Annotated in this window: 24 protein-coding genes; 11 read left to right on the forward strand and 13 right to left on the reverse strand. The window is 29.7% G+C overall.

All coding sequences use genetic code 11. The features are described from left to right. Window positions 1-90 precede the first annotated feature (90 nt). Window positions 91-1,491: a pyridoxal phosphate-dependent decarboxylase family protein gene (locus tag KQI86_RS18525; protein WP_246582897.1), complete on the reverse strand. Its 1,401-nt coding sequence runs from the start codon at window positions 1,489-1,491 to the stop codon at window positions 91-93. Between the two features lie 99 nt (window positions 1,492-1,590). Between KQI86_RS18525 and KQI86_RS18530 the strand changes: the two genes are divergently transcribed. The 3 genes from KQI86_RS18530 to KQI86_RS18540 all read left to right on the forward strand — a co-directional run bounded on the left by KQI86_RS18530 (window position 1,591) and on the right by KQI86_RS18540 (window position 4,480). Further along, the gene (locus tag KQI86_RS18530) at window positions 1,591-2,997 is read left to right on the forward strand and encodes an aminotransferase-like domain-containing protein (RefSeq protein WP_216440913.1); all 1,407 of its coding nucleotides are present in this window, start codon (window positions 1,591-1,593) and stop codon (window positions 2,995-2,997) included. Between the two features lie 136 nt (window positions 2,998-3,133). Beyond that, window positions 3,134-3,502, forward strand: coding sequence for a helix-turn-helix domain-containing protein (locus KQI86_RS18535; RefSeq protein WP_216440914.1), 369 nt, complete (start codon window positions 3,134-3,136; stop codon window positions 3,500-3,502). A 72-nt stretch (window positions 3,503-3,574) separates the two neighbouring features. Beyond that, entirely contained in the window at window positions 3,575-4,480 is a 906-nt protein-coding gene (locus KQI86_RS18540; RefSeq protein ID WP_216440915.1) for a CPBP family intramembrane glutamic endopeptidase, read from the forward strand. Between the two features lie 101 nt (window positions 4,481-4,581). Here the strand turns inward: KQI86_RS18540 and KQI86_RS18545 are convergent, their stop codons facing one another. From KQI86_RS18545 to KQI86_RS18560, 4 genes are all read right to left on the reverse strand, one after another. Then, on the reverse strand, window positions 4,582-5,817 hold the full coding sequence (locus KQI86_RS18545) for an FAD-dependent oxidoreductase (protein ID WP_216440916.1): 1,236 nt from the start codon (window positions 5,815-5,817) through the stop codon (window positions 4,582-4,584). 132 nt (window positions 5,818-5,949) lie between these two features. Then, window positions 5,950-6,483, reverse strand: coding sequence for a YeeE/YedE thiosulfate transporter family protein (locus KQI86_RS18550; RefSeq protein ID WP_216440917.1), 534 nt, complete (start codon window positions 6,481-6,483; stop codon window positions 5,950-5,952). 30 nt (window positions 6,484-6,513) lie between these two features. Next, window positions 6,514-6,741, reverse strand: coding sequence for a sulfurtransferase TusA family protein (locus KQI86_RS18555; protein ID WP_216440918.1), 228 nt, complete (start codon window positions 6,739-6,741; stop codon window positions 6,514-6,516). A gap of 35 nt (window positions 6,742-6,776) precedes the next feature. Further along, entirely contained in the window at window positions 6,777-7,439 is a 663-nt protein-coding gene (locus KQI86_RS18560; RefSeq protein WP_216440919.1) for a YeeE/YedE thiosulfate transporter family protein, read from the reverse strand. Between the two features lie 221 nt (window positions 7,440-7,660). Between KQI86_RS18560 and KQI86_RS18565 the strand changes: the two genes are divergently transcribed. After that, complete coding sequence (locus KQI86_RS18565) at window positions 7,661-8,557, forward strand: LysR family transcriptional regulator (protein WP_216440920.1); 897 nt, start codon at window positions 7,661-7,663, stop codon at window positions 8,555-8,557. Window positions 8,558-8,608: 51 nt separating this feature from the next. Here KQI86_RS18565 and KQI86_RS18570 read toward each other — a convergent pair whose 3' ends face one another. Then, window positions 8,609-8,830, reverse strand: a complete 222-nt coding sequence (locus tag KQI86_RS18570; protein ID WP_216440921.1) for a sulfurtransferase TusA family protein — start codon at window positions 8,828-8,830, stop codon at window positions 8,609-8,611. Window positions 8,831-9,119: 289 nt separating this feature from the next. On the opposite strand from KQI86_RS18570, the gene KQI86_RS18575 reads away from it, so the two are divergent. Together KQI86_RS18575 and KQI86_RS18580 are read left to right on the forward strand one after the other, a co-directional pair. Next, entirely contained in the window at window positions 9,120-9,773 is a 654-nt protein-coding gene (locus KQI86_RS18575) for a pentapeptide repeat-containing protein (protein WP_216440922.1), read from the forward strand. 94 nt (window positions 9,774-9,867) lie between these two features. Next, on the forward strand, window positions 9,868-11,136 hold the full coding sequence (locus tag KQI86_RS18580; RefSeq protein WP_216440923.1) for a glycoside hydrolase family 10-like protein: 1,269 nt from the start codon (window positions 9,868-9,870) through the stop codon (window positions 11,134-11,136). A 153-nt stretch (window positions 11,137-11,289) separates the two neighbouring features. Here KQI86_RS18580 and KQI86_RS18585 read toward each other — a convergent pair whose 3' ends face one another. Then, window positions 11,290-11,847 carry a hypothetical protein gene (locus KQI86_RS18585; protein WP_216440924.1) on the reverse strand — a complete coding sequence of 186 codons (558 nt, stop codon included), beginning with the start codon at window positions 11,845-11,847 and terminating at the stop codon, window positions 11,290-11,292. Window positions 11,848-12,245: 398 nt separating this feature from the next. On the opposite strand from KQI86_RS18585, the gene recQ reads away from it, so the two are divergent. Continuing rightward, the gene (gene recQ, locus KQI86_RS18590) at window positions 12,246-14,681 is read left to right on the forward strand and encodes a DNA helicase RecQ (protein ID WP_216440925.1); all 2,436 of its coding nucleotides are present in this window, start codon (window positions 12,246-12,248) and stop codon (window positions 14,679-14,681) included. Between the two features lie 111 nt (window positions 14,682-14,792). On the opposite strand, the gene KQI86_RS18595 is transcribed toward recQ, so the two are convergent. Further along, a complete protein-coding gene (locus tag KQI86_RS18595; protein ID WP_246582898.1) occupies window positions 14,793-16,052 on the reverse strand; it encodes a sensor histidine kinase in 1,260 nt (419 codons plus the stop codon). Further along, window positions 16,030-16,722 (reverse strand): response regulator transcription factor, encoded by a 693-nt coding sequence (locus KQI86_RS18600; RefSeq protein ID WP_216440926.1) that lies wholly within the window; start codon window positions 16,720-16,722, stop codon window positions 16,030-16,032. The genes KQI86_RS18595 and KQI86_RS18600 overlap by 23 nt, the downstream gene beginning before the upstream one ends. 234 nt (window positions 16,723-16,956) lie before the next feature. Between KQI86_RS18600 and KQI86_RS18605 the strand changes: the two genes are divergently transcribed. Further along, window positions 16,957-17,808, forward strand: coding sequence for a TraX family protein (locus KQI86_RS18605; protein ID WP_216440927.1), 852 nt, complete (start codon window positions 16,957-16,959; stop codon window positions 17,806-17,808). A 74-nt stretch (window positions 17,809-17,882) separates the two neighbouring features. Here KQI86_RS18605 and KQI86_RS18610 read toward each other — a convergent pair whose 3' ends face one another. Further along, window positions 17,883-18,341: a YbaK/EbsC family protein gene (locus KQI86_RS18610; RefSeq protein WP_216440928.1), complete on the reverse strand. Its 459-nt coding sequence runs from the start codon at window positions 18,339-18,341 to the stop codon at window positions 17,883-17,885. 183 nt (window positions 18,342-18,524) lie between these two features. Here KQI86_RS18610 and KQI86_RS18615 point away from each other — a divergent pair, with 183 nt between their 5' ends. Beyond that, window positions 18,525-19,142 carry an acetate uptake transporter gene (locus tag KQI86_RS18615; protein WP_216440929.1) on the forward strand — a complete coding sequence of 206 codons (618 nt, stop codon included), beginning with the start codon at window positions 18,525-18,527 and terminating at the stop codon, window positions 19,140-19,142. Window positions 19,143-19,179: 37 nt separating this feature from the next. On the opposite strand, the gene KQI86_RS18620 is transcribed toward KQI86_RS18615, so the two are convergent. Further along, window positions 19,180-19,740: a hemerythrin domain-containing protein gene (locus KQI86_RS18620; RefSeq protein ID WP_216440930.1), complete on the reverse strand. Its 561-nt coding sequence runs from the start codon at window positions 19,738-19,740 to the stop codon at window positions 19,180-19,182. A 10-nt stretch (window positions 19,741-19,750) separates the two neighbouring features. Then, a complete protein-coding gene (locus KQI86_RS18625; protein WP_216440931.1) occupies window positions 19,751-20,395 on the reverse strand; it encodes a hypothetical protein in 645 nt (214 codons plus the stop codon). Window positions 20,396-20,702: 307 nt separating this feature from the next. Between KQI86_RS18625 and KQI86_RS18630 the strand changes: the two genes are divergently transcribed. Both KQI86_RS18630 and KQI86_RS18635 read left to right on the forward strand, forming a co-directional pair. Further along, window positions 20,703-21,620, forward strand: coding sequence for a DMT family transporter (locus KQI86_RS18630; protein WP_216440932.1), 918 nt, complete (start codon window positions 20,703-20,705; stop codon window positions 21,618-21,620). Continuing rightward, entirely contained in the window at window positions 21,610-23,388 is a 1,779-nt protein-coding gene (locus tag KQI86_RS18635; protein WP_216440933.1) for an aminopeptidase P family protein, read from the forward strand. Before KQI86_RS18630 ends, KQI86_RS18635 begins: the two co-directional genes overlap by 11 nt. Before the next feature lie 106 nt (window positions 23,389-23,494). Here KQI86_RS18635 and KQI86_RS18640 read toward each other — a convergent pair whose 3' ends face one another. After that, window positions 23,495-23,917 carry an acyl-CoA thioesterase gene (locus tag KQI86_RS18640; protein WP_216440934.1) on the reverse strand — a complete coding sequence of 141 codons (423 nt, stop codon included), beginning with the start codon at window positions 23,915-23,917 and terminating at the stop codon, window positions 23,495-23,497. Window positions 23,918-24,058 lie beyond the last annotated feature (141 nt).

Genomic DNA, 24,058 nt, shown 5'->3' on the forward strand with positions numbered 1-24,058 from the left:
TACGTCCCATCATAACCCAAATAAAAAAAGTTGAAGCTCTATAATTTCCTTAAAATTAAAAAATACATAACATATTTAGCTAAATGTGACTTATCCAATTTTGTTTACAAGTCTTAATATTTCTTTTGCTGAAATTTCGATATCCTCATAGGTTGTCTTATAAGAACTTACACTAATTCTCATTACTGACTTACCATTAGCTTTTGCTCCACCAAGCCAGCAAACTCCAGATTCCTGAACAGCTTTTATTAGCAATTCGGTTTCTTCATCTGATTTAAATCTTACTAATACTTGATTGAAGACAACTTCATTTATTATATCTAGTCCACCCTCTTGAAGCAATTCAGCGAAATAAGTTGCCTTCTGATGAAGTTCCCAAACTAGTTCAGAAACTCCATTTTTACCTAATCCTTTTAACGTTGCCCATAGATCAATTGCTCTTGCTCTTCTAGACATTTCTGCTGTATATAGCATGCCATCTCTATTATCACTGAATATTATATAGGATCCTGTCATATGCATAGAATTGATAAGCATTTCTTTGTGTTTGCATAGAATAATGCCATTATCATATGGTGCACTTAATGTTTTATGAGCATCAACTGACCATGAATCCGCTAATTGAACATCTTTAGTAATATGGTTAAACTTTTCATTGGCAGCTGCCCAAAGTCCAAAGGCTCCATCTATGTGAACCCAAGCACCTGCTTCATTTGCCTTCTTACAAATTGCGCTAAAATTATCAAATGCACCTGAATTAACATTGCCAGCCTGTAAAATTAGTAAGGTTTTATTATCTAATTCTGGCATCTTATCAACTCTTATTCTCTGTTGTTCATCAGCAGGCACCTTAATAAGTGTATCATTTCCAAGCCCAATGATTGAAAGCGCTTTATAAACTGTAGAATGAGCTCCTTCCCCTATAACAATTTTAATCTTAGGAGCGTCAATTAATCCATTTTTTATAGCATCATAACCTAAATTCTTTAATAAAAAATTTCTGCCAGTAGTTAATCCTATTATTGTTGCAGTGGAACTTCCACTTACAAAACCAGCAACTGTTTCATTTGGAAGTCCTAATAGATCTTTTAGCCATTTTTCTGTAACCTCTTCTATCTTAGATGTCACTGGAGAAAGTACATACATTGCCGGATTTTGATCCCAAGTATCGGTGAGCCATTTAGTTGATAATGCCGCTGGAAGAATTCCTCCGTTAACAAATCCAAAATATCTTCTACCAGTTTGCGCAACAGTTGCTGGAGATCCATAAGTATTAAGTTGATTTAAAATGTTTATAGTACTTTGAGGTTGGTCATTTAATTCTTCATCGAAGGCTTTTAGATTATCAATTGCTTCTTGATCTGGATAGACCCTCATATCATCAACTTTGTTAGCATAGTCAACTGCCATTTCATGGGCTAAATTTAAATCTTCTGCAAAATCATGATTTCTAATCTTTTCAAGTATCGCACTTTTATAGCATGTACTCATCATATTATCCCCCTTCATTTTGTTACAATTTTAGTATATAATTACAATATAATTAATACAATCACGCAATTGTATGGAATACAATATGGGGGTAAATGTATGATCAATTATTATGGTAATGAAATTACATGGGTTCCTAGGTTAGAAGAACCAGATAAGCCCATCTATATATTAATAGCCCAAAGCATTGAAAAAGACATTAAAGATGGAAAATTGAAGAGCGGTTTTAAGCTTCCTCCTCAACGTATTATTGCTAACTATTTAGGTATTAATCATAGTACAGTAACTAGAGCCTATAAACTTTGCCAAGAGAGAGGATTAATAAAAGGTGTAATTGGTAAAGGAACCTTTGTGAGTAGTACGGCGGGTGTACCTGTAAATTTATTATCTGATTATAAAGATAACAATATTATTGAAATGGGTATGGCCCTCCCTCTATATGAAGTTAATAAATTGATTGAAACTAATATAAGTGAGATTTTTAATTCTTTTGATTATGATATTACCCTTAAATATTCATCACCAGAAGGACATATTAAACATCGATATATCGCTTCAAAATGGCTAGAACAATATAAGATTAATAGTACTCCTGATGATATCATCATCACTTCTGGGTCACAAAATGCTCTGGCGGTAATACTAATAAGTTTGTTCAATAAAGGGGATCGAATTATAGTAGATGAATTTACATATACAGGGTTAAAAAGTCTGGCAAAGCTTTTAGGTATTATATTGATTCCTGTTAAAGGAGATCACTTTGGAATTGACATTGAAGAATTAAAGAAAACCTGTAAAAGAGAAAATGCAAAAGGGGTTTATTTGATTCCCGATTGTCATAATCCAACATCTATAACATTAAGTGAAGAAAAAAGACGAATAATAGGTGAAATAATTACCAAATATAATTTATTACTAATTGAGGATGGAACTTTTAGTTTTTCTCTAGAAAAAAAGCTAAAACCAATGAGTTCATTAATCCCAAATAATAGTATTTATATTCACGGAACATCAAAAGCATTAAACCCCACCTTCAGAATTTCATATATCGTATCATCTCCAAATCATACAAAGCAATTGCAACACTGCCTACACAACTTAACTTGGATGCCTTCACCTTTTACATCTGAATTAGTATCACTTTTACAGACCACATCAAAGTATAATGAAATTGTAGATGCAAAATTGAAAATACTTAAAGAAAGAAATGAACTACTGGATACTATATTAAATGAATATAACGTATTACCTTCTAATACATCATTATTTAGATATTTGATCCTCCCAAACGAGTGGAGTGATACTGCTATCGAACGTCTTTGTCTGGAATCAGGAATTCAAGTTTTTTCGTCAAAAAGATTTTCAATAGGTGCTGATGCTCATCATAATGCTATTCGAATATCTGTAAGTGCTCCTAGAAGTTCAGATGAGCTAAAAAAAGGGCTCCAAATATTAAAAGATGTTCTAACATCATACGAATATAGATTGGAACCTATATTATATTAAAGTTATTATGCGTAGAATCCTATCATAAGCAATATATTATTTAATTGCGATAATGTTAAGCTTGGTTGACAGATTTCCAATGGTAGTTGGTAGAGGTAGCAGTTGTTAAATAGTACAATAAAACGGAGGGAATGAGATGAATTTTAATAAAAAGCTATTGTCTTTGAGAAAAGAAAAAGGATTGTCTCAAGATGAATTAGGCAGTCAGTTAAATGTATCAAGACAAACAATATCAAAGTGGGAATTAGGTGAAACAACTCCTGAAATGGATAAATTAATATTAATAAGCGAATTCTTTAATATATCACTAGATGGGTTAGTAAAAGGTACATGCTCTTCAGAGGTTATCTCCAAAGTTTCAGATATATCTGAAGCTAAATTGCATACACCGAAAAAAGGTGCATATGAAATTATTCTTTTACTTACCAAAATTTTTGGTATGATATTTTTGATTGACGCTATAATTATGATAATATATTTTATTTCAAATGGATTTCCCACATAATCAAGATTCATCTTACTACAATAAATAGTAAGGAGAAAAAAGATGAGTATATCACAAATTAAGTCGTCATTTATGAAAAACAAAAATTCAATGGTAGGTATCATAAAATCCATACTGGGGTTTATAGGGATTTACATGGTATCGGGAATTATTGCAGAGATATTCATAATTATAGTTTTTAAATGTATTGGTATTAATATTTTTAGTGATGTTATGCCAGATAATATTTTAGTACCAACTATGCGGCTTTTGGGATTTATATTCTTCATTATTGGCACTATTATATACTGCAAATTTATTGAAAAGAGATCTATGCAATCAATGGGCTTCATTAAAAAAGGCTTTATTATCAGCTATTTAAAAGGGGCTATAATAGGTATTATTCTTATATTACCAGTACTACTTATTCCAATTTCTGCTAGAGCTTTAACTTTTAGTGGTATAAATAATGATATAAATTTATTATCAGTAATTTTATTTTTATTTGGTTATATTATTCAAGGTATGGCTGAAGAAGTAATGTGCAGAGGTTATCTAATGACCTCGCTTTCTAAAAAAACATCAATGTTTTGGGCAGTTCTCATTAGTTCATTAGTTTTTACATTTCCACATTTACCACAATTGTTTGCAAGTGGTGTTCAATTTGGGACAATTGGTTTTGTTAATACAATGTTATTTTCTATATTTGTTTCTTTATTTATGGTAAAAGAAATGAATATATGGATCATAGGTGCTATACATAGTTCATGGAATTATATATTAGAAGTATTCTGTGGAATTAGTGTTAGTGGTAGAAAAGTAAACACATCAATTTTGATTTTTACTGGCAATGAATCTAAAAGCTTAATTAATGGTGGAATATATGGACTAGAGGCAGGGATTATAACTACCGCCATATTAATAATTTCTATAGCAGTTATAATATTTACAATTAAAAGAAAGGCCTCACTTAGAAGCGCTACGAGGACCGCATCATAAATAGTTTACACCTTCTTAAGATCTATTAATATATAATAAAACATATGGCAATACCCGAAATGGATATTGCCATTTTATAAGGAGTTACTGGACAAACCTCTTTATTTTTTTGATAGTTCACTTAATATCCTAACGATATTCTCCTTTGTTATGTTTTTCTCTCTTAAGACTACTTCTCCTTCTTTTGTGAAGATTAAGCCCGGTGCTTCTACATTTCCCAACCTAGAAGCTAAGCTTGAATTTTTGTATACGTCTATCTTATTCACTTGAAGGGTAGCTGCCATTTCTGACTCCACTTCTTCAATAATCTTCAATAACTCTCTACTTTCCTCATCAATAGGAGACCATAGGTAAATTAGTCCTAATTTATTCTTTTGCATTATTTCTTCTTCAAATATCTCTGACTCTGCAATATATTTTTCCACACCAACTCCTGCTATAGCTCCGTCGCCAACAGCTGTAGATACTTGTTTTAAAAACTTATCTCTTACATCTCCCGTTGCAAATACTCCCTCTACATTAGTTTCCATATTTTCATTGGTCTTAATAAAACCTTGAGGGGTTAAGTCAATTTGTCCCTTGAATATTTCTGTATTAGGCAAATATCCGATAAATAAAAAGCATCCATCTACCCTTGTGTCTATAAGTTCTCCAGTCTTAACATTTTTAAGTACTACCTTATTTAATCTCTCTTCTCCCTCAAAAGAATGCACCATTGTATTCCATATAAATTCCATCTTAGGATTTTTTAGAGCCTGTGCTTGAGCTATCTTATTGGCATCCATAATTCCTTCATCATGAATAACTGATACTATTACCTTGTCTGCAAATTTTGTTAAAAACATGCCTTCTTCAATTGCTGCATCTCCACTACCTATAATCATAACAGTTTTCCCAGTATAATATGCAGCATCACAAGTAGCACAGAAGGAAATACCCTTATCATATAGGAAATTTTCTTCATTTAATGCTTTTGTAAGTCTTGGCTTACCACCGGTAGATATAACTACGGTTTTAGCATGGTATACTGTCCTAAAGGTTTCCACTAACTTGTCTTTTCCTTCTAAATTAACACTTCTAACGTCTGTAAGCTTAAAATTTACTCCGAATTTTTTAGCTTGTTTATGGAATAAACCCATAAGTTCTGTACCTGAAATATCCTCTGGGAAACCAGGATAATTAGCTATTTCACTGGTATAGGTAGCAAGTCCACCCACAAGAGATTTTTCAATTAATAAGGTTTTAAGCTGTGCTCTACCACAATATATAGCGGAGGTTAACCCAGCGGCACCTCCTCCTATTATAACTACGTCATAATATTCATGCTTTTTTTCCATAGTTCTCCCTACCTTTCACCTTCTTTAAAAATTAAAAAAGGTTCTAATTTATACTTATTTTTTATTCTCAACCTAAATCATAAGGTGGCTCTATTGAAGGCCACCTTGATTTACGAAATATGAACAATATCATTACATAAAATATTTAACTAAAAGCTTACTTCCAATCCAAGCACCTATAAATATGAATATCCAATACATCCAGCCATGTAGAGACATGGAAGCTATTCCACTAAATAAAGCTCCTATGTTACAGCCAAAGGATATTCTTGCACCATATCCCATAAGTAGTCCTCCAAGGATAGCTGCTATTACTTGCTTCATAGATTTAATTTTTTTAATCTTAAATTGAGACGCTAATAAGGTTGCTAAAAAAGCTCCCACAATTATGCCTACATTAGATAGAGAATGCATATCATTTATAAATCCACCACTTAATGCTGCGGCATGAGACTTTTGTTGAAAGTAATACCAATTTTCAGGATGTCCACCAAAGAATTTATAAATCCATGCTCCCCAGTAAGATAAAGGAGTAGTAACTCCCCAAGCTTTTCCTGTAGCTGCAAACATACCTATGTTAAGCAGTCCTAGTATTACTCCTCCAGTTACATAAGTCCAAGGATCTTTAAGAAGCTTTTTATAGTATGGATTATTTTTAATTTCCATTTTATATCCTCCTATTGAAACTTCTAGGAATTACTTAGTTTTTTCAATAAATATTTCCCATTGACCATCATCTACTTCTTCAATTTCTACATTATGACCTTCTTTTCTAGCCCATTCTGGTATGTTTTTCATTGCACAACTATGATCTATATCAACTATTAACGCTTCTCCTACCTTCATAGTTTCCATCTTCTTTTGAGTTTTAATTAGAGGTACTGGACAAGCCTCTCCTAAACAATCTAATCTTTTTTCTGACATAACAAATTCCTCCTTAAAAATATTTAATAAATAAATTAATTTTCTTGAGATTTTTTATTACCAAACCACTCAGCTAAAATGTATAATCCTAATAATGCTATACACTGAAAAGCTACCGCAGGTGCCCACCCTAATACATCAGGCAGGAATACCCCCTTTTCAGGCATAAACTTTTCTGCCCACCAACCGAAATCCTTTGCTCCCCATAAGGAACCTATAATAAAGAATATAAAGGCAAGCATTTGCATTAAAAAGCCTTCCCCGACTCTCATCAAAGTTCCAGAAGCACATCCTCCAGCTATTACTGCACCTATACCAAACATTATAGCTCCAATAGCTATGTGCACTCCCACTGGTGATATATTCCCTGGTATAGGATTTCCTTTAACATAAGCCCCATATTGAATAGATATAAATCCTACACTAGCAGTAGCTATAGTAATAATAACCGCCTTAGTAAGGGATGTCCCTCCTGTGAGTACTGGATCTCTTAAGGACGCAGTAAAGCAAAATCTAGACCTTTGAAGCGTAAATCCTGCTGCTACACCAAATATCCACATAAGAGATGCTCTTGGATTGTTATTTCCCATGAAAAAACCTACTCCAATAATTGCGATAAATAAAGCTACACCAAATGGTATTTGATTAATCTTTTTCTTTTTAGGTCTTCTTGAAACGGAAGTTTTAACTTCAGACATTTTTTCACCCCCTTAATTGTTTGTTAATTAACTAACTTGCTGGATAAAATCCTTACACTATAATTTTACTATGTGAACTCTAAAGAAAATCATTAGTTTTTCTGATATAAGATTAGAGTTTATTATACCAATATTTTAATTTTCTGAAAATATTGGTATAATTATATGATATAATAGTCTTTGAATAATTAAAACATTAACAATCTAAAAGAGGAGAAGTTATGAATATAAATTATTTAATATCATTTTTAGAAACATTAAAACAAAATAGCATATCAAAAGCTGCATCAAGTCTTCACATGACACAATCTGCCTTAAGTCAGCAAATACAATCTTTAGAGAAAACGCTAGACTCTCAATTAATGATAAGAAGCAATAAAGGCCTTCTCTTAACCGAGGAAGGTGAAATCGTTGAAAGCTATGCAGAAACTATAATAAATATATATGAAAACATGATAAAGGAATTAGAACAACTAAAGAAGTCTAATATGCAAAATATAAAAATTTGTTCCTGTAGTACAGTTGGCCAATATCTTTTACCCTGTACATTGCATCTTTATAAAAAAGATAGGCATAATCTTAAATTTAATCTTAGAATTGAGGAGAGCAAAAAGGTTATCGATAATGTATTAGATTTAAGTTGCGATATTGGTTTTATTAATGGAGAAACAAATATAAAAGGCATGGAATGTTGTGAAATATGTAGTAATGAATTAGTATTTATCTACTCTAATAAAAGAAATATAGATAAAACTAATATTAGTATAGAGGAGATATGTGAACTTCCCTTAATACTTCCACCAGAAGGGACGAGCACTAGAGAGATAATTAATGCACTGATATCTATGAAAAACATTAAAAATTTAAATGTTGAAATGGAGCTAGATTCTATTGAAGCGATAAAGGTTTCTGTTATGGCAGACTATGGAGTTTCCATAGTTCCTTATACCTCTGTGAAAAAAGAGATTCATTCAAAAGTTTTGAAAAAGGCTAGTATAATTGAGCAAATATCTGACTGCAAGATAAGTATGATATATAATAAGCATATTGCTTCAAATGTCTACATAAAAGATTTCATAAACTATATTAAAAGATATGGAAGAGAGACCTTTTGTTGATTATACAAAAGGTTTTTTAATTCTTTTGATCTAAAAGCTTTATAGCTAGTATTATTCCTTTGTTATAGTAATATACCAAATGCCCATCTCCTCTTCTATGCTTATAGATGCCTTCATTTTACTAAAGGCATCTTTTATATTTTGGCAGGAGCAACTATGATCTGTGACTATAGTAACACTCTCTCCCGAAGTTAATTTTTTGTAGTTAAGCTTTGCTTTTATTAAAGGAATAGGACAAACATCCAGCACACAATCAATAACCCTGTTTTTCAAATTTATCCCCCTTTGGATGACAATGATAATTGAGTCTATATACTTTGTCATAAGAAAATTTTTACATTATTTACTATATTATACGATAAGAAATTATTCTCTACAAGTAAATCACACTCCCCTTCCTAATACCTTGCTTAATAACATTCTTCAAAAGCAATAAAACCCTTCTTAAATATTCTTTATGCATTATTAGATAATTTTTTGATTAAATAAATGCTAAATGATACAATATTACTAAACTGTGGAAAAATCATTTCACTAACTTAAATGAAACAGGAGGAATTTTATGAGTAATAAAAAACGTAATAAAATCTTACCACCCCAAATACCAGAGATATTAGATATACTAGAACCTTTTGTTAATATACAAGATGAGGACTTTATCTCTATGGGGATTATTCCCAACTGTTCCATTGAAAATGAAGCTGCAGAACGTGTAATCTTAAAACAAATTGTATTTAAGAATGTCATATTCAAAGAAGTATCATTTAAGTTTTTTGATTTGACAGATGTTAAATTTGAAAACTGCGACCTGTCTAATGCTGATCTGAGCGGTGCAATCCTACATAGAGTTGAGATGATAAACTGCAAAATTATGGGTATAAATTTAAGTGAATCCACTCTTCACAACGTTACCTTTGATAATTGCAATGGTCGCTATGCATTTTTTAGATTTTCTCACTGTAAAAGAGTAAGCTTTAAAAATTCTTTATTACATAGCATAGATTTCCAACAATCTCGTTTTTCTGAAGTTGAATTTTCTCATTCTAATTTGCAACAAGCAGAATTATCAGGAACAAGCTTAAATGGTATTGATTTAAGTAGTTGTGAAATAGAAGGAATTGGTGTAAGGATAGAAGATTTATCTGGTGCTATGGTGTCTCCAATGCAAGCAGTTTCCCTCTCGAAACTATTAGGTCTTATCGTCAAATATGACTAGGAATAAGAAAAACAATATAAACGAGCAAAACCATTAAATAATTTCATAAGAAAATCGATAATTATTTATAACAAATAAGATTGGAGAAATAGATTTGAAAAAAAGATTAATTACTAAAATATCACTATTTATTGTATTTGTGGTTTTTATTACTATATTTCCAAGGAAATCTATAGTTCACGGAATGGAGGAATCTACTGATGCTGAGGTACGAGCTGTTTGGATGACAACTGTTCACAATATAGATTGGCCTTCAAATAAACATTATAAAAATATAAAGGCACAAAAATCAACTTTAGTGGAAAATATGAAATTTATTCAAGAAAATAATATGAATACTGTATTCTTTCAAGTTAGGGGAATGGGAGATGCCTTATTTCCATCTTCTTATGCCCCATGGTCAAAATATTTAACAGGAACCTTAGGAAAAAATCCTGGATATGATCCGTTAAAATTTGCCTTAGATGAAGCTCATCGTAGAAATTTAGAATTTCATGCTTGGTTTAATCCTTTTAGAATCGATAGTAATGCTAAATACTTTAATAAGCAGAACTATATAAATAGTCTGCCTAAAGGTAGTCCATTAAAAAATAATCCTAATTGGATAATTAAATATGGAAACTATCACTGGTTAGATATAGGTGTTCCACAAGCTCGAAATTATGCAATAAATACTATACTAGAGGTTGTTAAAAACTATGATATTGACGGTGTTCACATAGATGATTATTTTTATCCTTATCCTGAAAAAGGAATTGTTTTTCAGGATAGTCATACATATGCGCAGTACGGTAAAGAATACTCTTCGATAGCTGATTGGAGAAGAGATAATGTAAATAAATTTATAAAAGAACTCAACAATAGAATAAAAGAAATAAAGCCTCATGTAAAGTTTGGAATTAGCCCTTTTGGTATATGGAGAAATGGAACTTCTTTTGGAGGATCACCTACTACTGGATTAAGTAGCTACGACGCTATATATACAGATTCAAAAAAATGGATTGACGAAGAATGGATTGATTATATTGTTCCTCAAATATATTGGGAATTTCAAAATAAGCACTCTCCTTATGCTACACTAGTTGATTGGTGGTCAAAGCAAGTTGAAGATAAAAATGTTCACTTATATATTGGACATGCTGCCTATAAACTAGGAGATGTAAAATCTTACGGTCAGGCATGGGGTAAAAGAGATGAGATTATAAATCAAGTTAAATATGCAAGAAGTAATAAAAATGTTAAAGGTGAAAGTTTTTTTAGCTTAAGAGACTTAAAGGCAAACAAATTAGGAATTAAAAATATGTTAAAAACTTTTTATCCTACAAAAGTAAAAACTCCTCAGATGCATTGGCATGACAAATAATCTTAAAATCAAGATAACCCCGTTAAGCAATTACAGTAAATAACTGTTACAAAGTTTACTTAGCGGGGTAGTTTTTATTTTAAATAATATGTTTTTAAAATAAAAATCTTTATAAAATTATTATATAATTCCTAAATTTTTATTAATCAATAATTAGCTTAAGCTATACAAGCAATCAAATCTATAGTAATCATTAATAAATCCTTCGTACATCATTTCCTTATTTTTAACTTTAAGCAAGTCCTCTGCTCTAATTAGTTCAGGGATTTTATTAGAATCATAAATGCTACTTCTAATTAATATTTCAGAGACAAATTGTGAACAAAAATAATAATTTTGTCTTTTAAAAGGTTTGTTTAGTAATACTCCAAACAATCCTAAGAAATTATATCTATATTTATGTTTTTCTGTTAAAAAAATTTCTACTTCTCTCTTAAGAGAATTGTACTGTTCCTCAGTAACAGGTACTCTATATATTAAGCATTCACTTCTCCTAAATTTTCTATAAACTCCACCATATAAGCTTTCTTCAACTAATCCTCCCGAAAAAGGATTATTAGGGTTAGTCCTGCCAAAAGAATACATCTTTCTAAAGCTGCTATCAAAGCTAACTGATGCATGTACATATTTAGTTTCAGAGAAAGCACCTATTGCCTGTGAGAGCCATGTTCCTGTTCTTGTAAAAATTAAATAAATATATTTGCTATCCATGTCATCATACTAAGCTCCTTTATATTTTTAATATATTCGTTTACGTATTTTATTATCCATTTACGTATCTTATTATCCATTATAGAATACAAACCTTAATCTATCATGAAGTAAATATTATATTTTCCTTAAAAAATTATAATGTTTATTAGAATTTCAAAAATTTATGGATTAAAATAAAAGATTAGAAATGTTATTGAAATAAGGAAATGAATGTATCTCTAATAAAATTAACATAAACATTAAGTGTTTTCATTATTTTATCATAAATAATGGATACTACCAACTACTATTAATGGAGCTAATAGAATAGTTGCAAACAGTTTAAAATTATCTCATTAGGATAGTATTAGAATGTGTTACAATATAATTAACATGTTATGTTAGGAGTGAATTAATTGCTTAGCGAAGCTTTAGTTGCTTTAAATGAGTATTATGGATATAAGAATTTTAGAAAACCCCAAGAAGAGGTAATAAAAAGCATATTAGAAAATAGAGACACCGTAGCAATAATGCCTACAGGAGGAGGAAAATCTATTTGTTATCAAATACCATCTTTAATATTCAGTGGTATTACAGTTGTAATTTCCCCTCTTATTTCCCTTATGAAAGATCAGGTTGACGGCATAAAAGAATTAGGAATCAAATGTGACTACATTAACAGCTCTAGGAGCAATTCAGAGATTGAAGAAATATTATTTAATCTCTCATCAGATAGAATTAAACTATTATACATTGCTCCCGAGCGTCTTGAATCCCCAGCCTTTTGTGAACTTATGAAGAATCTAAATATATCTCAAATCGCAATAGATGAGGCTCATTGTGTCTCCCAATGGGGTCATGATTTCAGAGGGAGTTATAAATACATATCTACTTTTATAAAAACCCTAAATAAAAGACCTGTGGTTACAGCTTTTACAGCTACAGCAACTGACGAAGTACAGACTGATATAGTAAATCTATTAGGGCTTAATAATCCTAAAGTATTAGTATCAGGATTTGATAGGCCAAACCTAAAGATCTCTACATTAAAAGTTCCAGATAGAACAAAGTTTTTGCTCCAGTATGTAAAGGAAAATAAAGATGATTCAGGGATTATCTATGCTGCTACAAGAAAAGATGTAGATAAAATTTACTCTTTGCTAGCTGATAATAATATAGAAGTTTCAAAGTATCATGCAGGCTTATCTAATGAAGAACGAAAAAATAATCAAGAAAACTTTGTCTATGATAGAGCAAAAGTAATAGTAGCCACTAATGCTTTTGGAATGGGAATAGACAAATCAAATGTTAGGTATGTAATGCATTATAATATGCCTAAAAACATAGAATCATATTATCAAGAAATAGGTAGAGCAGGCCGTGATGGTGAGAACAGTGAATGTATTTTATTATTTTCACCCCAAGATATAATAACTCAAAAATATCTTATTGAAACAAGCATTCAATCACCTATGAGAAAAGTAAATGAATATAAAAAACTTCAGCAGATAGTAGATTTTATTCATTATAATGATTGCTTAAGAAAGTATATCTTGAATTATTTTGGTGAGGATGTTTCCTATGATGAATGTAGCAATTGTAGTAATTGCTTAATAGAAGGAGAAGTTGTAGATAAAACTCTAGATGCTCAAAAAGTTCTTTCTTGTATTTATAGGATGAAGCAGAGTTTCGGGGTTGGTATTGTTGTAGATGTGCTAAGAGGTTCCAGTCAACAGAAGATTCTACAATATAACTTTAATGAACTCTCTACATATGGGATAATGAAGGACTACTCTAAAGAAAATCTCAGTAATTTTATTAATACACTAATAGCCCATGGATATATAGATCTAAAGGATGGTAAATATCCAACTCTCTTATTAAATATGGAATCAATGAAAATATTAAAGAATGAGAAGAAAGTGCTGTTAAAAGAGATAAATAAGGTTGAAAAAATAAGTGTTAATAACAACCTTTTTGAAATCTTAAGAGAATTAAGGGCAGAGATTTCAAAGTCCGAAGGAGTTCCCCCTTATGTTATTTTTCATGATAATACTTTAAGAGAAATGAGTAGTAAATATCCTAAAACTGAAGAGGATATGATGAATATCTCTGGGATTGGTAAGGTAAAGTTTGAACGATATGGCGAATTGTTTTTAAACAAAATAATAACTTATGTAGGCGATAACAATATTAACCTTAGTTCAAGCTTTAATGAGGAAAATAAAGATATATTTGAAGTGGCTACTGATATGAATTTGTACACTAGATTAAAAGATGTTAGAAATAAAATTGCTAAAAAAGAAAATATTCATTTTACTAGAATTTTTTCTATAAATACATTGAAAGAAATGAGTGGAAGATACCCCCTTTGCCAGGAACATTTATTGGATATATCAGGTGTTGGCCCTATAAAATTTGAAAAATACGGTGATTCATTTTTAGAAGTTATTAAAGAATATTTGGATGAATTTAATATAATTCCTCATTGGATTCATAAAGGAAAATCTAGATTGATTATAGATGGAGAAACTAGAAAAAATAATGAAATTGCTATAGATATGCTTAAGGAAGGTAGGAGCATAGAAGAGATTAGTGATGAATTAGAATGCTCTATTGGAACTATAATGGGATATATACTTAAATTCATACAGGAAGGTAATGATTTAGATATTAATTTAGATTTAAAACAATACTATAATGATGAAGAAAAAAACGTTATTTTAAAAATAATTAGTGAGTTAGAGAATAGTGATTATAAGTTCATTAAAAATAGACTTCCTGAAAACTTTAATTATGAAACTGTTATGGCAGTAATATTAGAATTTCATATATATCAATATAAAAAATAATTATAATTAAGGGATAGAATCTTACTTTTAAAATTCTATCCCTTGCTTTATGAAATAATATTACATAATTTGCATCTTTAAAATTGCAAAGACTATAGGTGTGAAAATCACTCATTTACAAAATATTACCATAACTTTAAAAAGATCTCCATCTATTTCTATCTCTAGCTTGCCTCCCTGCATTTCCACAATGCTTTTAGTAATAGCTAGTCCTAGCCCTGATCCTTCTGTATTTCTTGATTTATCTCCTCTTTTAAATCTATCAAATATCTCTTCTACATTAAAATCCATCTCATAGGCTGAAACATTCTTTATAGTAAAAATTATATTATGTTCTTTATCTTCTAAATCTATATATACTCTTGTATTAGGTTGAGAATATTTTAAAGCATTATTTATTAAGTTTTCAAATACTCTCCATGTTTTTTTTCCATCTAGATATGTATGTATTTTTTCATTGCCCAAGTTAATTTTAAATGTTAAAGGTGATTTTTTAATTTTTTCATCAAATTCAGCAAGAGCTTGATTAGCTAAGGAAACTATATCCACTAATTCAACGTTAAGTTCTACAGATCCACTAGCAATTTTAGAAGCTTCAAATAAATCATCTATAAGTATTTTTAATCTTTGAGTTTTTCTATCTAAGACCCCTATATATCCTTCTATCTCATCCTTAGATAAATTCTCTCTCTTAAGCAAATCTACATAATTTATTATAGAAGTTAAAGGAGTTTTTAAGTCATGAGATACATTAGTTATAAGTTCAGATTTTAATCTTTCACTTTTCATTTCACTTTCAAGGGAATTCTTAAATCCTTGTTTCATATTATTTATATTGTAGGCAAGCCTTGATAGCATTCCTTTTTCTTCCTCTTCAATTGTATAATTTAAATTACCCGAAACTATTTCATCTGTACCTTTAATTATTCTATTTAAACTACTTATCTTTTTTAATATATAGTATGGTATTACTAATAGATAGTATAAAGCATATAATAGTGAAATAAACAAAAGATAACTATTGTAATCCTCTAGCGATAAATATCCAATTACTATAGCCATACCGAAGAGTATTGTAAGCATAATAATAAAAGTTGTTTTAAACATAATACTCTTAATTATAAAGCTGTCTTTAACAGTGGTTCTAATTGTATTAATTACGCCCTTTTCCCATTTAACCTTTCTTTCCTTCCTATTGTCTACTAACTTTATTATGTCTAATATATTTAATGTATTTAATATAATACATAACATTAATAATACAACAAATGTAATCTTTATAAAGTTCTTTATACCTAACCTATCTATAAAAACTATTATAGCTATTATAGATATTACTGCAGAATATTCATTTTTCCACTTTATATCCAATTCCCCACACCACCTTTAAATATTTAGGTTCCTTTGGATTAATCTCTATCTTTTCTCTAATTCTTCTAATATGTACTGCTACAATATTTTCTGCATTAAAAAAAGGTTCCTTCCAAACTTTTTCATATATTTCATCAATAGAAAAAACCCTTCCCTTATTCTCCATAAGCAATTCTAATATTTTATATTCTGTAGGAGTTAATCGTATTTCTTCCTCATCTACAGTGACCATTTTTGTAGATTTATTTAATATGAGTCCATCAATCCTTATTTCTTCTTTTTTAATTTCGTATCCTTTAAAATTAATATATCTTCTGAGCTGTGATTTTACCCTAGCTACAAGCTCTAATGGATTAAAAGGCTTAGTTATATAATCATCTGCTCCAACATTAAGTCCTAATATTTTATCTGTATCTTCAGATTTTGCAGATAGCATTATTATAGGAATATCTTTATTCTCTCTTATTTTAAAAGTTGCCTTTATTCCATCCATTCTAGGCATCATAATATCTAAAATTATAAGATGTATATCTTGTTGCTGAATAATATCTAAAGCCTCTATGCCATCTTTGGCTTTAAAAACAAATATATCTTCACTTTTTAAATATATTTCTATAGCATCTCTTATTTCATCTTCATCATCTACTACCAAAACATTGTATTTTTCCATAAAATTCTCCCCTTTCCTTAGATATTATACCATGTGCATAAGCTCCTCATTAGACTTCAACTATATTTTAGATAATAACTATTACAAATAATCAATCAAAATTCTTACAAATATATTAAGAATAAATTTGTAAGAATTTGATGCAATTTATTTTAATGCTTATAGCAAAATAGCTTATAAAATAATATATAATTAAAATATACTAAAACTATTCATACTAGGAGGATCATTGGAATGTTAAATAGATTTCAACTTAAATTGTTAATGTTATTTTTTATGCTGTTAGATCATATAGGCAGTTTTATTCCCAACACTCCCATTTGGTTAAATTACATTGGTAGAGTAGTTGCTCCTGTGTTTTTCTATTTACTTATAGACGGCTATTTCTATACTAGAAATAAAAATAATTATGCCAAAAGACTTTTTATAGCCGCTGGCATAATGGTTATAGGTAATACATTTTTCTCTATATTATTTCCCCAAGGAAATCAATCAATAAATTTTAATACTTACATAGTTTTTTTAGCCTTCATAATATTACTTTTAATAGATATTTATTTTCTATGGAAATCTTCTGAGCAGAATAAAGATAGGATGATATTGAGTGCTTCTATTTTTGCCATAATTCCTGTAGTTCTCTCTGTAATTTTTCCAGATTTGAAAATTTTAAAAAATAATATATTTTTATCTATGGCTTTTTGCATAATGTGGTTAATTTCTATGGAGGAAAATGCTATAAAAAATAGTTCCCTAGGTAAATTTAGAACCATAGTCATATTTTTTCTTTCACTGTTTACAGAAGCAAGCATTCTAGGCTTAGCTATGACATATATCTTTTATAAGTATAGAGAAAATAACAATGCTTTAATTATTTATTATTGTATATTATCATTATTTTTTGGCATGGGTAATTTAAGTTACCAAGGGTTATTTTACGAAAATATTCAATGGATGATGATTTTTTCCATACCTTTCTTTTATATTTATAACGGTAAGAAAGGTAATGATTTAAAATATCTTTTTTACTCTTTCTATCCAATCCATATATGGATATTGTATATAATTTCGTTCTTTATAGAAAAATAAATTATTAAATATGGTGTAGTAAAATTCTACTACACCATATTGTTTTTCTTTTTTTATTTTTAATGTGTTTATGACTACTTACATACGTCTATCCAGGTTCCATCTGTAATTTTTTCTAACTCTTCTAGACCTATCTTTACCGCTGAATTAGGCGAACCTGCAGCTGGATAAACGAAATCATAAACCTTTAGCGACTGATCTAAAAATACTTTTAATGAACTTTTCAAACCAAAAGGACAAACACCACCTACAGGATGGCCCGTTATGTCTAATACTTCTTCCGATGAGAGCATTTTGGCTTTAGCTGAAAAAACATCTTTAAATTTTCTATTATCTACTTTCATATCTCCTTTAGCCAAAATTAAGATTGTCTCATCCTTAATCCTAAAAGCCATTGTTTTAGCTATCCTTCCTGGTTCAACTTCTAGCGCCTTTGAAGCTAACTCTACAGTAGCGCTGCTCACATCAAACTCTAAAATTTCAAGATTAATTTTCTTACTTTTAAATTCTTCCTTAACTGCTTCTATACCCATTTTTATTAGCCCCCTTTAGCTATAAACTTTTAAACAATTATAGCATATTTACTTCTTTAAATTCATTATTTTCTGTCTTTGCTGTTATTTTAGCTTTTTTTATACTTTTTGTTTGCATTAAGTCAAAATTGATGATATTATGTCGGTTGTGTCTATTTATAATTATATTTTTAGGAGGACTATATGAAATCAAACGAGACTCAAAATGTAAAAATTGTTACCGCTGATCCATCAGCTTTAGGCCTTTTAGGACTAGCTATGGTTACGTTAGTAGCTTCTACTCAGAAACTTGGAATTACTAGTGAAGTATCCCTTGTAATTCCTTGGGCAATTTTCTTAGGTGCATTTGCACAGTTATTTGCTTGTATCAATGATGCTAAAAAGAACAATGTCTTTGGAGCTACCGCTTTTGGTGGATATGCCTTCTTCTGGTTTGGTACTGCTACTTCTTGGTTAATACAAATGGGAGTATTCGGTGAAAAACTAGCATCTACTGCTGATCCTAAACAACTTGGTTTTGCATTTATCGGTTATTTAATTTTTACTATTTATATGACTATAGGAGCGATGGAAACACATAAGGTATTATTTATAATATTCTTCTTAATAACCCTTTTATTTTTAGGACTATCTTTAAGCTCCTTCCACATAGCTTATGGATTTTCAAGTAAACTGGCTGGTTATTCAGAACTATTAATATCACTATTTTCATTTTATGGTTCTGCAGCATCAGTTTTAAATGCGCATTTTGAAAGAGAATTTTTACCTGTGGGAAAACCTTTCGGTATATTTAAAAAATAGTTACATATTAATCATATAAAAACAAAAGTGTCCCTTATTATTGGGACACTTTAACTTTCTTCTCTAATTCCTCAATTAAAGAAATATATTTATTTTGAACACCTGTCTCTTTTGCCTTTTCTTCTACCTCTCTACTTCTTGTATTGAGTATATCTTTACTTTTTTCTGATAAAGAACGTTCTGCAAAAGTATATATAATACTATCTTCTTTATCTATATGACGATTCAATAAATCTGTATAGGATATAGCATTAGCGATTACATCTAATTTAGCCTCTTCATTGCCATCTTCTAATTCTTTTAAAGCCAATTCTAAATTATGCATATATAATCTTCCCGAATCATGTTCTATTAACATTCCTGTAATTGGCCCTTTTTTCGCCATATCAAATTCCTCATCCATAAGAATAAACAATATATTCTCCTCTTTACTATGATGATGTTTGTCAGCATAGTTTCTAACAAAATCTATTATTCTGTAAAAATCGTTATAATCTACATCTTCATTTTTAAGTACCTTATAACAATATTTTCTTATTACCTTTAGCATTCTCTTAATGTTTTTATGTTCTTCAACCATCAATTCTATAGCGTTCATATTTATCCCCCTATCTTTTAATCTCGTGAACCCTCATACCATTTTTAATAAATGTATAATAATTAAATGGGGTATTTAAAGCTTTTATAAAAGACTTTATCCAAGCTTCTCTAAGTATATAAAAATTATTCACATCTCCCATTTCCTTTTGCCAATATGGTTCATGTAAACAGCTAGTAGTTATCCAGCTGTATGTATCTTCACTATTTTCTAACGTTTCATTTACCCTATCGCAAGGCATTCCTTCTAATATATAGTCATTTAACATATTATAGATTTCCATAGGCGCGGATACTGTGGATTTCTCTGCATATTCACTGCCTAATTTACCACCCTGTTTTTCAAATATATTTATTAAATCTTTAATGCTTTCTGGAGAACTCTTTAATATTTTTGTAACCCACGCACTCTGCCTTCCTTCACCTCTAGATATTTTATCTTGTAACCATCCATGTATGTTAGAAGTATCTACGATTTCTTCTAATGGCTTGTTTTCTATTGGTGCACCATATTTGTTATATATCTCTTTCTTCCACTCATCTACAGGAAAATCACCTTTCTCTTTTGCCCAATCAACTATATTTTCTTCCAGTCCTTCAAACCATTTTATTTTATTGAATAGCCAATAATGTATTTTACCTAAAAATAAACTCATATTCTCACTCCTCCTATCTATTTAACCCTTCTAATAATTCATCAATGCTTATAATATCCTTATTAATCATTTTTATTCCACCTCATTTGTATGATGATTTCCACTTAATTTATTAGTATATGATCTTATTATAATTATTATTTTCCCTAACTTCTGTAACATAGGTTACAAATCTAAAATATTGTATATCTTTTTTGTATACTTTGATGGTTAATTCCTTATATTTACACTATCTTCCCTTTATAATATAATGAAATATGTATTAATAATATAGTAACAATATTTACAGCTCATTGTTTATCAAAGGATGGTGATTCAAATAAAATATAAATTTAAAAATAAAGCTTTACTAGCTGACCTATCTCTATTATTTGTAGCTATAATATGGGGTAGTGGTTTTGTAGCCACTAAAAATGCATTAGATGCCTACTCTCCTTATTTTATAATAGCTTCTAGATTTTCTATTGCCTGTTTATTTATAGGAATAATATTTGCAAAGAAAATAAAAAGTATCAATAAAAAAGATCTTTTAGCTGGATCTATAATCGGATTTTTTCTTTTTTTTGGTTTTGCTACTCAAACAGTAGGTCTTCAATATACTACTGCTGCAAAACAATCCTTTTTAACAGGCACTAATGTTGTTATGGTACCTTTTGTATATTGGATAGTTAAAAAACAAAAACCTGATATTTACAATCTTACAGCTACTTTTTTATGTCTTATTGGCATAGGATTTTTAACATTTGAAGGCAGTTTGCGCATAAACCTTGGGGATGGACTTACTTTGATGTGCGCTTTATTTTTTGCTTGTCACATAGTTGCAGTAGGATATTTTGCTGAAAATCATGATCCTATAATACTTACTTTTATTCAATTTCTAGTTGCTTCTATACTATCAATTATAAGTGTTTTTATGTTTAATGAACTACCCTCATCTTTTTCTAAAGAAGGTCTTTTTCCAATTCTGTATTTAGGGTTATTTAGCACATTATTAGCTTTTTTGATACAAAATGTATCTCAAAAATTTACTACTCCAACCCATGCAGCAATTATTTTATGTCTTGAGTCTGTATTTGGAAGTTTATTATCTTGCTTTTTATTGGGGGAATCTTTCACATATAAAATGTTTATAGGATGTGCAGTGATTTTTCTAGCTATTATAACAGCAGAGACAAAGTGGGAATTTTTAAAAGCTACGGAGGTGGAAAATAATTATGAATATTAATGACAAACTTAAAAAACTAAGGGAGCATATGATAATATCGGGACTAGATGCTTATATAGTTCCTAGTTATGATGCTCATCAAAGCGAATATGTACACGACCATTGGAAATCTAGAACCTGGCTATCGGGTTTTACAGGTTCTGCCGGTACCTTAGTAATCACTTTAAAAGAAAGTGGATTATGGACTGATGGTAGATATTTTATACAAGCTGAAAATGAATTAAAAGGCTCTGAGATTAAACTATTTAAGATGAGAGAACCAGGTGTACCTAGTTATAAAGAATGGTTAAAAGATAACTTAACTGCTAATTGCAAAATAGGTTTTGACGGTAAAGTAATGCCTATATCAGATATAAAAGATTTAAAAAACACCTTAAATAATCATACCATAAATTTAGAGGGTAGCTATGATATTGTAGATTTAATATGGACTAATAGACCAAGCCTTCCTTTAGATAAGATATTCGTTCATCCTAAAAAATTTGCTGGAAAAGATATAAATGAGAAACTATCTTTAGTAAGAAGAGAAATGTCTAACCTAAAAGCAGACTACTACCTCTTAACTACTTTGGACGATATTGCTTGGCTATTTAATATAAGAGGAAATGATGTGAAAAATAATCCTGTAGCCATAAGCTATTCATTAATTTCAAAGGATGAAATCTACTTATTTATTGACAAAGAAAAATTAACTACAGATGTGGTAGAGGAGTTAACTTATTTTCATGTGAAAATAGAGGATTATAATTCAATATACAATTCTATTACAAAGATTCCATCTAATAATTCTATTTTAGTAGATGCCGCTAAAACAAGTTTTAATTTATATAACTCTATACCATGTCATTGTAAAATTATTAAAGGACAAAACTTAGTACAAAATATTAAAGCTATAAAAAATACCATTGAAATAGAACACATTAAAAATTGTCATATAAAAGATGGAGTTGCAATGGTTAAGTTCTTATATTGGTTAAAAAGCAATATAGGCAAAGAAACAATTACAGAAATCTCTGCCTCTAATAAATTAGAAGCTTTTAGAAATGAACAGCTTCACTTTATAACTCCAAGTTTTGACACTATAGCTGCTTATAAAGATCATGCTGCTATGATGCACTATAAAGCTACAGAAGATAACCAATATACTCTTGAAAATAAGAGTTTGTTCCTAGTTGATTCAGGAGGCCAATACCTTGATGGAACCACTGACATAACAAGAACTATAGTTTTAGGAGAAATTACTCCTGAAGAAAAACATCACTTCACCCTTGTATTAAAAGGTCATATTGCCTTAAGTAAGGCAAAGTTTTTACATGGTGTAACTGGAACAAATCTAGATGTACTAGCAAGGCTCCCTATTTGGAGTGAAGGTATTGATTATAAGTGCGGAACAGGTCACGGAGTTGGATATTGCTTAAGTGTTCATGAAGCACCACAAAGATTTTCTATTAACTATAATGAAGCGGTACTAGAAGAAGGTATGATAATTACTAATGAGCCAGGTATATATATTGAAGGTAAACATGGTATTAGAACTGAAAACGAACTATTAATTATTCAGGATGAAGTCACTGATTTTGGTACATTTATGAGATTTGAAACAATTACTTATTGCCCTATAGATTTACAAGGGGTAGATGTAACCATACTTACCCCTGAAGAAAAGCAGTGGCTAAATGATTATCATAAAAAGGTTTATACTCTATTATATCCTCATCTAAATACAGATGAAAAACTATGGTTAAAAGAAGCAACTTCTGAAATTTAGTGAAGAGCAAAAAGTTATGATGAAAATTCTTCTGGAATTTTTCAATAATATATTTATAAAAATTACAGAGGAATTTCATCCTTTACTCTTCATTTTTCAATTTTCATTATTTATCTATATAAAGCGAATAAAGTTTCTCCCAAACATCTGGATAGCTTCTTTTTAAATTTATAATTTTAAAATCATTATTTATAAACACTTGAGAAGTATAGCCATTGGCTAAAAGCTTATTATCCTCTTCTCTTATTACATTATAATTAAATATAACCTTTACTGGACTTAATTCCTTGATAAATGTCTCAATGATTATATCATCATCGTATTTAGCTCCTTCTATGTATTTACAATAAGTTTCTACTAAAGGCATCATAATTCCCATATCTTCTACATCTTTATAAGTCATGCCAGCCTTAAGTATATACTCTCCTCTCCCAATTTCAAACCAAGTGTAGTAATTAGCATGGTAAACTATTCCCATTTTATCTGTTTCCGCATACCTAACCTTTACTCTTGCTTTGCTTTTATACATATATATCCCCACTTTCTTTAAAATTAGTATATAAGTTTTATCAACTATTGATTAAATCATACATAGAGTATAACATTATATATAGTTTAATTAAATAAAATTAATCGTTGTAGCATAAGTTACTCGAGATATATTAAGGAG

The sequence above is a fragment of the Clostridium mobile genome, assembly GCF_018918285.1.
GTDB lineage: Bacteria > Bacillota > Clostridia > Clostridiales > Clostridiaceae > Clostridium_AW > Clostridium_AW mobile.